At 68.4% G+C, this 12,531-nt stretch carries 13 protein-coding genes and 1 tRNA gene; 6 read left to right on the top strand and 8 right to left on the bottom strand.

Features of this window, described 5'->3' with window-relative positions; translation table 11 throughout:
- Window positions 1–144: 144 nt before the first annotated feature.
- Both chpT and LXB15_RS13750 read left to right on the top strand, forming a co-directional pair.
- Window positions 145–771, top strand: a complete 627-nt coding sequence (chpT, locus tag LXB15_RS13755) for a histidine phosphotransferase ChpT (RefSeq protein WP_233948989.1) — start codon at window positions 145–147, stop codon at window positions 769–771.
- A 122-nt stretch (window positions 772–893) separates the two neighbouring features.
- Window positions 894–1,322, top strand: a complete 429-nt coding sequence (locus LXB15_RS13750) for a PleD family two-component system response regulator (protein ID WP_233948988.1) — start codon at window positions 894–896, stop codon at window positions 1,320–1,322.
- Between the two features lie 95 nt (window positions 1,323–1,417).
- On the opposite strand, the gene ctrA is transcribed toward LXB15_RS13750, so the two are convergent.
- On the bottom strand, window positions 1,418–2,110 hold the full coding sequence (gene ctrA / locus LXB15_RS13745; RefSeq protein ID WP_183209619.1) for a response regulator transcription factor CtrA: 693 nt from the start codon (window positions 2,108–2,110) through the stop codon (window positions 1,418–1,420).
- Between the two features lie 356 nt (window positions 2,111–2,466).
- On the opposite strand from ctrA, the gene LXB15_RS13740 reads away from it, so the two are divergent.
- Window positions 2,467–2,835, top strand: a complete 369-nt coding sequence (locus LXB15_RS13740) for a flagellar export protein FliJ (protein WP_233948987.1) — start codon at window positions 2,467–2,469, stop codon at window positions 2,833–2,835.
- A gap of 206 nt (window positions 2,836–3,041) precedes the next feature.
- Here the strand turns inward: LXB15_RS13740 and LXB15_RS13735 are convergent, their stop codons facing one another.
- Complete coding sequence (locus LXB15_RS13735; protein ID WP_233948986.1) at window positions 3,042–3,332, bottom strand: DUF1153 domain-containing protein; 291 nt, start codon at window positions 3,330–3,332, stop codon at window positions 3,042–3,044.
- 235 nt (window positions 3,333–3,567) lie between these two features.
- On the opposite strand from LXB15_RS13735, the gene mnmA reads away from it, so the two are divergent.
- Both mnmA and LXB15_RS13725 read left to right on the top strand, forming a co-directional pair.
- The gene (gene mnmA / locus LXB15_RS13730) at window positions 3,568–4,743 is read left to right on the top strand and encodes a tRNA 2-thiouridine(34) synthase MnmA (protein WP_233948985.1); all 1,176 of its coding nucleotides are present in this window, start codon (window positions 3,568–3,570) and stop codon (window positions 4,741–4,743) included.
- Between the two features lie 303 nt (window positions 4,744–5,046).
- Window positions 5,047–5,123 (top strand) — tRNA-Met (locus LXB15_RS13725).
- Between the two features lie 239 nt (window positions 5,124–5,362).
- Here LXB15_RS13725 and nadE read toward each other — a convergent pair.
- Window positions 5,363–6,865, bottom strand: a complete 1,503-nt coding sequence (nadE, locus tag LXB15_RS13720; RefSeq protein WP_233948984.1) for an NAD(+) synthase — start codon at window positions 6,863–6,865, stop codon at window positions 5,363–5,365.
- 197 nt (window positions 6,866–7,062) lie between these two features.
- On the opposite strand from nadE, the gene LXB15_RS13715 reads away from it, so the two are divergent.
- A complete protein-coding gene (locus LXB15_RS13715) occupies window positions 7,063–7,203 on the top strand; it encodes a hypothetical protein (RefSeq protein ID WP_233948983.1) in 141 nt (46 codons plus the stop codon).
- 83 nt (window positions 7,204–7,286) lie between these two features.
- Here LXB15_RS13715 and LXB15_RS13710 read toward each other — a convergent pair whose 3' ends face one another.
- The 5 genes from LXB15_RS13710 to LXB15_RS13690 all read right to left on the bottom strand — a co-directional run bounded on the left by LXB15_RS13710 (window position 7,287) and on the right by LXB15_RS13690 (window position 12,531).
- Complete coding sequence (locus LXB15_RS13710) at window positions 7,287–8,048, bottom strand: TIGR04290 family methyltransferase (RefSeq protein ID WP_370640232.1); 762 nt, start codon at window positions 8,046–8,048, stop codon at window positions 7,287–7,289.
- A 61-nt stretch (window positions 8,049–8,109) separates the two neighbouring features.
- Complete coding sequence (locus tag LXB15_RS13705) at window positions 8,110–9,159, bottom strand: UDP-glucuronic acid decarboxylase family protein (RefSeq protein WP_233953173.1); 1,050 nt, start codon at window positions 9,157–9,159, stop codon at window positions 8,110–8,112.
- 62 nt (window positions 9,160–9,221) lie between these two features.
- On the bottom strand, window positions 9,222–10,328 hold the full coding sequence (locus LXB15_RS13700) for a glycosyltransferase (RefSeq protein ID WP_233948981.1): 1,107 nt from the start codon (window positions 10,326–10,328) through the stop codon (window positions 9,222–9,224).
- Window positions 10,325–11,419, bottom strand: coding sequence for a glycosyltransferase (locus LXB15_RS13695; RefSeq protein WP_233948980.1), 1,095 nt, complete (start codon window positions 11,417–11,419; stop codon window positions 10,325–10,327). The genes LXB15_RS13700 and LXB15_RS13695 overlap by 4 nt, the downstream gene beginning before the upstream one ends.
- The gene (locus LXB15_RS13690; RefSeq protein WP_233953172.1) at window positions 11,416–12,531 is read right to left on the bottom strand and encodes a glycosyltransferase; all 1,116 of its coding nucleotides are present in this window, start codon (window positions 12,529–12,531) and stop codon (window positions 11,416–11,418) included. Before LXB15_RS13690 ends, LXB15_RS13695 begins: the two co-directional genes overlap by 4 nt.

Here is a 12,531-nt window from a genome sequence, read left to right as displayed (position 1 = left end):
TTGCCTAACGGCCCCGGCGGCGTGGCACGGGGTTTGAGGGCGGCTGCGTCGGTTGACGCTTCCGGCGTCAAAACCCATGCTCGCCGCCGCACGACCCGGCTGATTCGCCGGGGGCGATCGACGGACTCAACGGAACGGACCTGCATGACCACGCTTCCCGAGCTTTCCGCCGCAGACCTGGCGGCTCTCCTGTCGAGCCGTCTGTGCCACGACATCATCTCGCCGGTGTTCGGGATCCAGAGCGGTCTCGAACTGCTCGACGACATGCCGAACGATCCCGAATCCATGGATCTGGTGCGCAAGTCGCTGAAGGCGGCGGTGGCCAAGCTGCAGTTCGCCCGGATCGCCTTCGGGGCGGCCGGCTCCTCGACCGCGATGATCGACCTCAACGAGGCCAAGATCGTGGCGACGGGCTACATGGAGCACGAGAAGGCCTCGCTGGTCTGGGAGGGCGAGCCCGGCTATGTCGGCAAGAACTTCGTCAAGGTGATCCTCAACCTGGTCGTCCTCGCCAGCGCCTCGATCAGCCGGGGCGGCGAGGTCCGGGTCGAGATCGAGAGCCTCGAGCCGCCGCGCGCCACCGTCCGCGCCAGCGGCGACCGCGTGCGCATGCAGCCCCGCCTGCTCGCGCTGCTCGACGGCCAGGGCTCCGCCGAGGCCATGGATGCTCAGGCGATCCAGCCCTACTACACGCTCTTCCTCGCCCGGGAGTCCGGCCTCGGTGTCGCCCACGAGCTCGGCGAGGGCACGGTGGTGTTCCGCGTCGCCTGAGGCGGCAGGGCATCTTTACCCAATTTTACCGCTGTTTCTGAACGTCGCGGCAAGTCTGTCGGTGTAGGGCTTGTGGCGTTGCAGCCCTGCCGTCGGCGGCTGCATTGCGGAGGAAGCCGGTCATGCAGACCTGTCTGGTGGTGGACGAAGCGCCGGTCGTGCGCAAGGTCGTGTCGCGCATGCTGCCGCAGCTCGGCCTGGCGGTCGAATGCGTCGCCGGCCCGTCCGAGGCGATGGAGTGGATCGCCCGCAACGGCCTGCCGGATCTGGTGCTGGTCGCCGCCACCGTGCTCGGCAACGAGGCGCCCGACCTCGTGCGTCAGATCAAGGCCCTGCCGCAGGGCGGCCGGGTGACCATCCTCGCCGTCATCGTCGAGGGCAATCTCGGGCTGATGACCCGGCTGAAGCGCGCCGGGGCCGCGGACTTCCTCTACAAGCCGTTCGACCGCGCCTCGCTGGCGGCGGCGATCACGCCGCATCTCGCCGGCGCCGCGGCGTCCTGGCCGGGCGATGGCGGGCAGGCCGCCGACCATCTGCGGCTCGCGCTCTGAACGGGTGGCCCGGCCGCGGGAGCACCGTGGTCGGCGCAAACGAAGACCCGCCGCGGCAGGGCCGGGCGGGTCCGGGTCTCGGACGGCGGGTTCGATCAGGCGGCGCGGGCTTCCTCGGGCTCGCGCAGCACGTAGCCGCGGCCCCAGACGGTCTCGATGTAGTTCTTGCCCTCGGTCGCCGTCGCCAGCTTCTTGCGCAGCTTGCAGATGAACACGTCGATGATCTTCAGCTCCGGCTCGTCCATGCCGCCATAGAGATGGTTGAGGAACATCTCCTTGGTGAGCGTCGTGCCCTTGCGCAGCGAGAGCAGCTCCAGCATGGCGTATTCCTTGCCGGTGAGGTGGACGCGCTGGCCGTTCACCTCGACGGTCTTGGCGTCGAGATTGACGGTGAGGTCGCCGGTATTGATGACCGACTGGGCGTGGCCCTTCGAGCGCCGGACGATGGCGTGGATCCGGGCGACGAGCTCGTCCTTGTGGAACGGCTTGGTCATGTAGTCGTCGGCGCCGAAGCCGAGGCCGCGCACCTTGTCTTCGATCCCGGCCATGCCGGAGAGGATGAGGATCGGCGTCTTCACCTTCGACAGCCGCAGCGTGCGAAGCACCTCGTAGCCGGACATGTCCGGCAGGTTCAGATCGAGGAGGATCAGGTCGTAGTCGTACAGCTTGCCGAGATCGACGCCTTCCTCACCCAGATCGGTGGTGTAGACGTTGAAGCTCTCCGACTTCAGCATGAGCTCGATGCTCTGCGCGACCGCGCTGTCGTCTTCGATCAAAAGAACGCGCATCAGAAGTTCCTCTCAGCCATCCGCGCCGAATAACGACATTCGGCAGGCTCTCGTTTGTCTAAAGTCCGGCCAAACCGTGGCACGAAATGGTTAACAAAAAATCGCGGTCCGTCATGGACAGGGGGCACGGTGCCCGGCGGGCAGTTCAAGGCACGGCGTTCGATCATCCGGATGCGCCTTCGATGCGCCAAACACGGGGAACTCGGTTTACCCAGCCTTAAATCCTCGTCCCTATGATTAACGGTGCGCGTAAACAGACGGTTAAGAGGCTTAGCCCCCGAGGCTTGCCCGAAACCCGTTTGTCGCGGTGTTCAAGCCGGTTCCGGTCGTCGGGGCTGTCAGCTGGGGAATTGAGTATGAAGCGGGACAACCTGGTGCGTCTGACGCGTTTCAAGGTCACCGAGAAACGCCGCCAACTCGAGCAGCTCGAGATGATGATGGCCGAATTCGCCCGCATGGCTGGGGAACTGGACCATCAGATCAACACCGAGGAGAAGAAGGCCGGCATCAGCGACGTGGCGCATTTCGCCTACCCGACCTTCGCCAAGGCGGCGCGGATCCGTCGCGACAACCTCAACAATTCGGTCCGCGACCTGAAGGTGCAGGTCGCCGCCGCCCGACTCGCCCTCGAGGAAGCCGACGCCGAGCTCGTCAATGCCGAGAAGCTGGAGCAGCGCGACGTGGCGCGCGAGGAACTCGAGCAGCGCCGCGAAGCGCTCGGCTGACAAGATTGCGCCGGTGAAGACCCGCCGGCGCCGCAGCCCCTGACGCCGTGGCCGGCGCCGGCTCGGCTGCGCCCTATCGCGAGGCGAGGGGCAGCTTGCCGCGGGCGTTGGAATCATCCCGGCCGCGGCGCCGGAAATTATCCCAGCGGCAGATACGAAAAAAGCCGGCGAAATGCCGGCTTCTTTCGTATCCAGGTATTATGTGCTCAGTGCAGTTCGAGTTTCTTGCGATACTCCTGCAGCTGGGTCGTCCGCAGCCCGGCGAGGCCGTGCTGGTCGATGGAAACCTGCCAGGAGAGGAACTCCTCCACCGTCAGCGTATAGCGTGAACACGCCTCGTCTAGGCTGAGCAGGCCGCCGCGTACGGCGGCAACCACCTCGGCCTTGCGGCGGATCACCCAGCGACGCGTATTCGACGGCGGCAGGTCGGCCATCGTCAGCGGACTCCCGTCGGGGCCGATGACGTATTTCACACGCGGTCTGATCTGATCGGTCATTGTACTCTCTACTACACTCAAAGACCTAATCTCAGCGTCACGTTAGCCGGACGCTTTTAAAATTCCGTCAAGCCTGTCGTAAGCTTTCGATAAGAACTTGAACGGGTTTGCATCAGGCCACTGGAGTCATTGACATCCGGTTGCCGCACCGGAGGGAAAGCACGGGCGCTTTGCATTTCGGCGCGCCGCCGCCTACATCCTGCCGATGACCGCAGCAGCGCCGCCGAGCCCGCCCATGCTGAACAGCCTCGACCTGCCGAAGCCCGCCGCCGCGACGCGCGTCGTCGTCGCCATGTCCGGCGGCGTCGATTCTTCCGTCGTCGCAGCGATTCTCAAGGACGAGGGCTACGATGTCGTCGGCATCACGCTGCAGCTCTACGACGCGGGCGAGGGCGCCCGGCGCGCCGGCTCCTGCTGCGCCGGCCAGGACATCGCCGATGCCCGCCGGGTCGCCGAGACGCTGGGCATCCACCATTACGTGCTGGATTACGAGGAGCGCTTCCGCAAGGCGGTGATCGACCCGTTCGCGGCCAGCTATCTCGCCGGCGAGACGCCGATTCCCTGCGTCGCCTGCAACCAGACGGTCAAGTTCCGCGACCTCCTGGCGACCGCCCGCGACCTCGGCGCCGACGCGCTGGCGACCGGCCATTACATCGACAGCCGCCTGAACGGCGCGCACCGCAGCCTCTACCGGCCGCGCGACCTCGATCGTGACCAGAGCTACTTTCTCTACGGCACGACCCAGGAACAGCTGGATTTCCTGCGCTTTCCGCTCGGTCGCCTGACCAAGCCGGAGACCAGGGCGCTGGCCGAGCGGCACGGCCTCGCCATCGCCGCCAAGCCCGACAGCCAGGACATCTGCTTCGTCGCCAAGGGGCGCTACAGCGACGTGATCCGCCGCCTGCACCCCGATTCGGGCCGGCCGGGCGACATCGTGCATGTCGACGGACGCCATCTCGGCCGCCACGAGGGGATCCTCGGCTATACGATCGGCCAGCGGCGCGGCCTCGGCATCGCCGCCAGCGAGCCGCTCTATGTCGTGGCGATCGAGGCGGCTGCGGCGCGCATCGTCGTCGGACCGCGCGCCGCCCTGGCGACGCACCGGCTGCGGCTGCGCGACGTCAACTGGCTGGGCCGCGAGGCGCCCGAGGCGTTCGCCGCCGGCGGCCACGAGCTCTTCGTCAAGGTCCGCTCCACCCGCCCGCCGGCGCCGGCCCGCATCGTCGCGGCCCAGGACGGCTGGGAGGTCGAGATCCTCGGCGGCGAGGAGGGCATCGCGCCCGGACAGGCCTGTGTCTTCTATGCCGGCGAGGCCGAGGGCGCCGAAGTGCTGGGCGGCGGCGTCATCGCCGCGACCGGCGGCGCGCCCGCTGCCGGCATCCCCGCCCGGCCCGCCGTCGCGCGGGCCTGACCCGCCGCACCTGAGTCTCGGCCGCCAACCGCCGCCAGGGCGGCGTTCACAACTGTCCACCGTGCCGTCGGCGTCTGCCCCCATTGCGGCTGGCATCTGAGCATGGTGCCGCCGGCCTCTGCCGCGATACCGCTGGCGTCGCCGTTCCGCCGGCTTCGGGCCGCCAGCCGGCGCGCCGCGCCAGCGCCATCATGGGTTTTGGTCGGGCGAGGCGCCGTTTCCGCCGCCGCGAGGCATTGACAGAAAACGCCCCCCGCTCCTATATCGCGCCGACCCGACCGGCCATGCCGGGCCGGGACAGGCGGCGGGGTAGCTCAGCTGGTTAGAGCAGCGGAATCATAATCCGCGTGTCGGGGGTTCAAGTCCCTCTCCCGCTACCAACACCTTTTCGAAGACATAGCCCACATTCTGAACCTCCGGCCGGCCTTGGCAGGATCGGTCGCGCGGACGGCTGCGCCACTCGTGGGACGGCTGTCGCTGCGAGCCGGCGGCCGGCAGGCGCGCTTGGCGATTCGCGGTCGCCCTGCAAAAACTACCCGAGCGGGACGCCCACGGGGCACGAGCCGGCACCCCGGCCTTGTAGCGAAGCTCCGAGCCCGCCCGGCCTGGCGCCCGTGGCTCAGGCCAGCGCCGCCAGGCCCAGCTGCAATGCCTTGCGGATCGTGGCCGAGACGATCTCCTTCGGCTGGCCGGCGAAGTGGCACTCGGTCACCTGCGCGTTTTCGCCTTCGAGGAGCGTGGCGATGTAGACCAGCCCCACCGGCTTGCCCTGATCCGGCTCCGGCCCGGCGACACCGGTGATGGCGATCGCCAGGCCCGCGCGCGTGGCGCACCGCAGCGCGCCCTCGGCCATCGCGCGGGCGACGTCCGGGTCGTACACCGTCCGCTCCCGGATCAGATCCTCGGGAACGCCGAGCGCGTCGATCTTCATCGACGGACGGTAGGTGACGAAGCAGCCTTCGAGGACCGACGAGCTTCCCGGTGCGGCGGCGACGCAGGCGCCGAGTAGGCCGGCGGTGCAGGATTCGGCGGTGACGAGGCGCATGTCCCGCTCGGAAAGGGCGTCGGCGAGCCGATGGCCGAGGACTGCGATGTCTCCGGAGAACGAGGCGAGCGCACGGTCGTCGCGCAGCACGGCGGGGCGGAACAGCCGGTCGTCGATCAGGTCCAGCAGGCCCAGCCGGTCCGCCCGCGGATGCTCGAGGACGACGGGGTTCACCCGCTTGAACCAGGTCGTCTTCAGCCGCCGCAGCACGGCGGCGAGGGAGCGGACAGCGACCGGATCGTCTTCCGCACCCAGCGCCGAGGGCATCGCCTGCGCCGTCAGCGACGGATCCTGCCGCAGCGCCTCGACCACCGCGAAGACGGCGATGTCCCACTCGAGATATGTCGCGCCGATCTGCGCCTCGTCGCCTTCGCCGATCCCCAGCCCGTCAGTGGGACTGGCGCGCCAGGTGCTCTCGGGGACGCCGTATTCCCGCGCCATCCACGGGATTTCCCAGGACTTCAGCAGCGACTGCACCGGCGCGAGGTCGCCGACGTCGCCATGCAGCGTCCAGAAGCCCGCGCCGAGTTCGGAGAAATTGTCGGTGCTCGCCACCACGCCGCCGCAGCGATGCGCCTGGTCGTACAGCGTGATCATGCGCAGCCGGGCGCGGACATTGCCGCGCCGCGTGCGCAGCGGCTCGGTGTCGGAAGCGGTGAGGGCGTCGTCCAGCGATCCGAGGCCCGACACGACATCCCGGTATTGCCGCGACAGGTCGAGATGCAGGTGCTCGAGCCCCAGGGCGCGGCAGGCTTCGGCGCCGCGTTCGGTTTCGGCCGGGTTCTGTTCGATGGGAAGCGTGTAGCCCACCACCCGCCAGCCCGCCCGCTTGAGCAGCGCTGCCGTCACCGCGCTGTCCACCCCGCCCGACATCCCGAGCACGGCGGTCGAGACGCCGGCCTGCTCCCGGTAGTCGGCGAGCTGCCGGACCAGCCGCTCGCCCGCCGCATGCAGATCCGCCGGCGGCAGGAACTGCCCGGCGGTGACCTGCTCGCGCAGCCGGACGTCGAACCATGGCGACAACGGACCCCGGGCGCTTTGCCGCGACAGTTCGAGAATGTCATCGAGATGTTGCATGGGCTGGCTCCCCGGATCGGCTCGCTCTCAAAACCGCTGCCGCCAGCCCGCCGTTCCGGCCGCGCCAGGCCCCGACCGCCCCGGAAGTGCGTGGTTCGCTACAAAGATCGGAACAGGGGCACGATTCGACGGTTGGCTCTGGAGCCCCCGTCGCGAGGAACGGATGGGCCGGGAAACACGAGAATCAGGAAAACGTCATGAAGCTTACAAACCAGGACCGGATGGTGGCCGTGTCGATCGCGGTCGGCGCCATCGTGGTGGCCCTTTTGTTCTACGGTCTCATCACCGACTGGTTCGGCATCTTCGGCTTCGAATACGCACCGGTCGTCGGTACCTGACGACGGCGATGCGGCGTCCGCCGGCAAGCGGCAGCGGCCTTGCGGCGGCGTTTCCGGAACCCGACCGCGAGCAATGGCCGGGACTACGCGGTCGTCGGGGACGAGGCAGCGATGCGCGGCGGCGCATCGGCCATGACAGGGCGCTGACTGCGGCGGCACAGATAGACTTCGTCATCGGTGGCGGCCTCGATCCGGAAGCCGGCGCTGCGGAGCATCGCTTCCATGCCCGCCCGGTTCGGCACCCACCAGTTGGTGGGATCAGTTGCGTAATTGTGCTCGATGAACGCCATCCGCGGGAAGCCGTCGTCCTCGAAAGGGGCCGTGTCCTCGAACTCGTAGTCTGCCTGGACAGGGCTTACATGCCGCGTGCCACGCAGCATCGACTGGAAGAGAAGGTCGCTCTCCGCCACGTGCTCGTAGATGAGGTCCAGCGCCAGCAGCGGATGCCGCAGGTGATAGAGGACCCCCATGAAGATGACGAAATCGAACTTCTGGCCGAGCTGACCGACGTCGTAGACCGACAATTCCTCGAACTCGATGTCGAGACCGGCAATCTCCGATGCCAGCCGCGCCTGCGCCAGATAGCGGGGATCGGAGTCGATGCCGACCACGAGATCCGCGCCGCGACGCTTCATCTCGAGCGAATAGAAGCCGGCATTGCAGCCGATGTCGAGAACCCGGCGTCCGCGCATGTCCGCCGGAACGAGGTGGCGAAAACCGTTCCACTTGAAGGTCGGGTAGTCTCCGAGAAAGTGCTCGGGCGCCGTCTGGATGCCGGCCAGTTCCATGTTGTGGAACCACGGAGCCAGCGCCTGGATCCGGCGTTCGAAATTGTCTTGCACCATGTTTCTGCTCATGCCGATGTCTTTCTGAACCCCGTTCGCGCGCCGTCGCCGCTTCGGCCGCTTACGAGAGATTCGTCTCTGCGAAGGAATAGGCAGCCCGGCTGCTCGGGCGGCTGCCCGTCCATCCCTGGTCGTCGCGGTTCTCGGCGTCGGCGAACCACGCGATCGTCGGTTCCAGTCCCTCGACGAGGGTGACCTTCGGTTCCCAGCCCAGCAGTGACTGTGCCAGCGTGATGTCCGGCCGGCGCCGCTGGGGATCGTCCTGCGGCAGGGGGAGATGCACGATCGGTGATCGCGACCCGGTGAGCCGGATGACCTGGTCCGCCAGTTCCCTGATGGTGAACTCGCCCGGATTGCCCAGATTGACCGGCTGCTCCGGATTGGGCTCCACCTCCATCAGCGCGACGATGCCGGCGATGAGGTCCGTCACGTAGCAGAAGGAGCGCGTCTGCTCGCCGGTCCCGTAGAGCGTCAGCGCGTCCCCGGCCAGGGCCTGGCAGATGAGATTGGAGACGATGCGCCCGTCGTCCGGCTGCATGCGCGGCCCATAGGTGTTGAAGATCCGCACCACGCGGGCGTCCACGCGCCCGGCACGCAGATAGTCGAAGGTCAGGGTCTCGGCGGCACGCTTGCCCTCGTCGTAGCAGGCGCGCGGGCCGGTCGGGTTGACGTTTCCCCAGTAGGCCTCGGTCTGCGGGTGCTGCAGCGGGTCGCCATAGACCTCGCTGGTGGATGCGTGGAGGAGCCGCGCGCCGCAGCGTTCGGCCAGCTCCAGGATGTTGTTCGTGCCGACGACGCATGTCAGCATCGTATGCACGGGGTCTGCCTGGTAGCGCGGCGGGGAGGCGGCGCAGGCCAGGTTGTAGATCTCGTCCACCTCCAGCGACGTCGGCAGCGCTTCGCAGATGTCGCGTTCGATGAAGGTGAAGCGATTGCTGGCGCCGAAGCGCGAAAGGTTCGCGGTCGAACCCGTCTGCAGGTTGTCGACACAGGTGACGCGGTGGCCGCGGCGGAGCAACGCTTCGCACAGATGCGAGCCGAGGAAACCGGCGCCGCCGGTGACGAGAACGCGCTTCGCTTCGCTTCGCGGGGATCGGCGGCTCTGCTCGATGCCCTGCGGTTCCGGTTCTGCCTGCCGTAACGGCGCGCTTGTGCTGTCCAATTCCACCTCCGTCATGCCGCGCCCGCTCGCGCCGTGGATCGCGAGGCGACCGCCAGTCCGTCGAGGGCGGCGAGCAGCTCCGTCGCCCGCGCGATCCCCGTATGCTTCTCCAGAACGATCTTCCGCGCCGCCTGTGCCATTTCGCGGGTGCGCTTTTCGTCCGCGTCCGCCAGAAGGGCGACCACGTCCTCGGGCCCGTGGGCGATCACGATCGCCTTGCCGTCCGGAAGAAGTTCGCTAAGGCCCTGCCAGTCGTCGCTGACGATCGGCGTTCCGACCGCCGCCGCCTCGAAGAGGCGCACGCTCGGCGACCAGCCCGCGGCGATCATGTCGGCCCGCGTGACGTTCAGCGTGAATCGCTGTCGTGAATAGAAGTCGGCATGCTCCGCGGGGGGCAGATGATCGATGCGGTCGACATTGCCCGGCCACGCGATGTCGGACGGGTACTGCGGGCCGGCGACGACGAAGCGCTTGTGCGGAAGGCGGCGCGCCGGCTCGATCAGCAGCCGTTCCAGGGTCGGCTGGCGGTCGGGGCTGTAGGTGCCGAGATAGCCGAGGTCCCAGGACGCCGCCGCACCGGTGTGGCGGTAGCGCTCCGGCTCCACCGAGCAGTAGAGGGCGACCGCGCGGGCGGCGCCGAACCGGTTTTCCAGCCGCGACAGGGTAGGCCCGCCGGTGAAGGAGAAATAGGTATGAAAGCCGGGGATCTGCGCGGCCGCCAGATATTCCTCGTCGCCCCGTTCCAGCCTGGCGAGCGTCAACGGCGTGTCGATGTCGTAGAAGCTGACGCGGCCGGGCGCTATCCGGAACAGGCTGTCGATGACCGCCTTGCCGTCGGGGACGTAGGAGCCGACCAGCACCGCCCCGGCGCCGGCGAGGTCGTCGCCGTAACGGTCCGCGAGTTCCTCGACCTCGTCGTAGAATTCCAGCGTGCAGAAGTCAGGATCCGGCAGATCGCGGTGAGCCGCATACCAGGGCTTGTCCCGCTCCAGGAAGAGAATGCGGATCCCGAGCGCGTCGAGGCCCTTCAAGAGCGAGCGGAAGGTGGTGGCGTGGCCGTTGCCCCAGGAAGAGGAGAGGGTCAGGCCGACCACGACGATGTCGAAGGGCGGCCTCATGCCCGCGCCCTCTCGCGGAGGCCCGCCGCATGACGGTGCAGCAGCGCGTCCACGAGCACCGCGCGCTGTTCATAGGTGTGGTCCTTGAGCACGCGGGCGAGCGCCGCCTGGCCGATGCGTGCCGCCCGCTCGTCGCCCAGCCCCGCCATCAGATCGACCACGTCACGCCCGTCCCGGGCGACCAGCACTTCCTCGCCCGGCTTCAGGAATTGGTCGATGCCGGGCCACTCGTCGGTGATCAGGCAGGCCCCTGCGCCGGCCGCCTCGAAGACGCGCGTCGGCGGCGAAAACCCGGTCTCGGCCATGGAGGTGCGGTTGATGTTGAGGACCGCCTTCGGCGTGACGTTGAAGGCATTGTGGTCGCGCGTTCCCACATGGCCGATATGGCGCACGTTGGCGGGCAGGGCCCGGTCGCCCCATCCCGACCCGCCGAGCAGGAACGTCGCCTCCGGCAGCCGCATCGCCGGCTCCAGGAAGAACTCTTCGACGCGGGCCTCGCGGTCGGGCAGGCGATTGCCGAGGAAGCCGAGCGCCGCCGCGAAGCGGTCGTTCGGCGCGACGGGATGGTGGGTCGAGGGATCGAGCGCGTTGTAGATCGGGACGCATTCGGCTGCGCCGAGACGGCGGTAGGCGTCCACCACCGGGTCCCCGCCGCCATAGGTCAGCACCGCGTCCAGCCGGGCGAGGGCCGCGCGGGTGGGATGGTCGGGATCGGCGTTGAGTTCCGCCAGCGTCGCCGGGGCGTCGACGTCCCAGAAGATCTTCACCGCCCGCGGCTGCGCCGCGTCGAGAACCGCGCCCAGCAGCCAGTCGTCCTCGTAGCCGACGCCGCTCGCCTTCACCACCACGTCGGCGCCCGCGGCTTCGGCGGCCGCGGCCCCCGCTGCTTCGGGCGTCGCCTGATAGACCACGACCCTGCACCAGTCCGGCGGATCGATGTCGCGGTTCTCCTGCCGGCCATAGGCGTCAGGCTCGTAGAAGGTGATGTCGTGGCCGTGCGAGGCCAGGGCCCGTAGCAGCCCCCGGTAATAGGTGGCGGCGCCGTTCCAGTAGGAGGAGAGAATGCTGGAACCGTAGAACGCGATCTTCACTGCGCGGCCTCCCTTGCGATGTCTTTCGTCCCGTCGAGGCCGGACAGGATCGTGAAAAGTTCGTCCACGCGGTGCCGGCACGTATGCCGCGCCCGGATGGTCTCGAGGCCCGAGGCGGCGAGCGCGGCGGCGAGGTCGGGATCGTTCAGCACGTCGCGGATCCGCGACGTCATCTCGGCACCGTCCGCGGCCACCAGATAGTCGCTGCCGGTGCAGAAGAGGTTCTCCTCGTCGCGCCATGGCGCCGAGATCAGCGGAATCCCGCAGGCCAGCGCCTCGAACACGCGGATCGTCGGGATGCCGGGCAGCGCCTCGACATAGGGCCGGCGCGGAATGTGCATGGTGAAGCGATGCCGGGAGAAGGCCGCCGGAACCTCGGCGTTGGCGATCCAGCCGCGATAGTCGAGCCCGGCATCCCCCAGCGCCTCGACGCCTTCGGCGGGATAGCGCACCCCGTGGACGACGCCCGACAGGCCGAGCCTGCGCGCCGGCTCGATCAGGAACTCGCCGATCTCCTTCGTCCGCTCGCCGTCGCCCCAGTTGCCGATCCAGACCAGATCGCCCGTCGGCTCCGCCGGGATCGGCCTGAACAGGCGATCGTCCGCCGCCTCGTGCCAGGTGAAGACGCGGCGGCCCCAGCCGTCGGCTTCGTAGCGGCGGCGCAGCGTCTCGCCGAAGGCCAGCACGGCGTCGTAATCCTCCAGCGCCATGCCGGCGATGGCGCGGTGATCGGAAACCGCCCGGTGATGCGTGTCGTGGAAGAGCAGCGTGAAACGGCCGCCGTCGCGGCGCAGGCGCCCGATCTCGGCGACGAGCGCCGGGTCGGTCCATTCGTGCACCACCACGACGTCGGCCTCGGCGAGCGCCGCCGCATGGTCGAAGTCCTCGCCGTAGATCCGGCTGGCGAGCTCGGGAAAGTCGCGCCCGAAGCGCTCCACGTTGGCTTCCCCCTGCTGCTCGGCGAGATTGGTGCGGCTCCAGCTGTCCTCCGGCTCGAGCGCCACGGCGTCGTGCCCCCGCGCCACCAGTTCGCGCATGATGCCACGCAGGAAATGGGCGTTGCCGTGGTTCCAGTCCGAGACAAGAGAGTGGGTGTAGAAGACGAAACGCAT

The sequence above is a fragment of the Aurantimonas sp. HBX-1 genome (assembly GCF_021391535.1).
GTDB lineage: Bacteria > Pseudomonadota > Alphaproteobacteria > Rhizobiales > Rhizobiaceae > Aurantimonas.
The sequence above is the reverse complement of the archived record's forward strand: the minus strand, read 5'-3'. Positions and strand labels throughout refer to the sequence as shown.

Excerpts from the sequence above, each read along its gene's own strand:
- LXB15_RS13740 (WP_233948987.1), top strand. The coding sequence starts at position 2,467 with ATGAAGCGGGACAACCTGGTGCGTCTGACGCGTTTCAAGGTCACCGAG.
- LXB15_RS13750 (WP_233948988.1), top strand. The coding sequence starts at position 894 with ATGCAGACCTGTCTGGTGGTGGACGAAGCGCCGGTCGTGCGCAAGGTC.
- LXB15_RS13690 (WP_233953172.1), bottom strand. The coding sequence starts at position 12,531 with ATGCGTTTCGTCTTCTACACCCACTCTCTTGTCTCGGACTGGAACCAC.
- nadE (WP_233948984.1), bottom strand. The coding sequence starts at position 6,865 with ATGCAACATCTCGATGACATTCTCGAACTGTCGCGGCAAAGCGCCCGG.
- LXB15_RS13700 (WP_233948981.1), bottom strand. The coding sequence starts at position 10,328 with ATGAGGCCGCCCTTCGACATCGTCGTGGTCGGCCTGACCCTCTCCTCT.
- LXB15_RS13735 (WP_233948986.1), bottom strand. The coding sequence starts at position 3,332 with ATGACCGATCAGATCAGACCGCGTGTGAAATACGTCATCGGCCCCGAC.
- LXB15_RS13715 (WP_233948983.1), top strand. The coding sequence starts at position 7,063 with ATGAAGCTTACAAACCAGGACCGGATGGTGGCCGTGTCGATCGCGGTC.
- ctrA (WP_183209619.1), bottom strand. The coding sequence starts at position 2,110 with ATGCGCGTTCTTTTGATCGAAGACGACAGCGCGGTCGCGCAGAGCATC.
- chpT (WP_233948989.1), top strand. The coding sequence starts at position 145 with ATGACCACGCTTCCCGAGCTTTCCGCCGCAGACCTGGCGGCTCTCCTG.
- LXB15_RS13710 (WP_370640232.1), bottom strand. The coding sequence starts at position 8,048 with ATGGTGCAAGACAATTTCGAACGCCGGATCCAGGCGCTGGCTCCGTGG.
- mnmA (WP_233948985.1), top strand. The coding sequence starts at position 3,568 with ATGCTGAACAGCCTCGACCTGCCGAAGCCCGCCGCCGCGACGCGCGTC.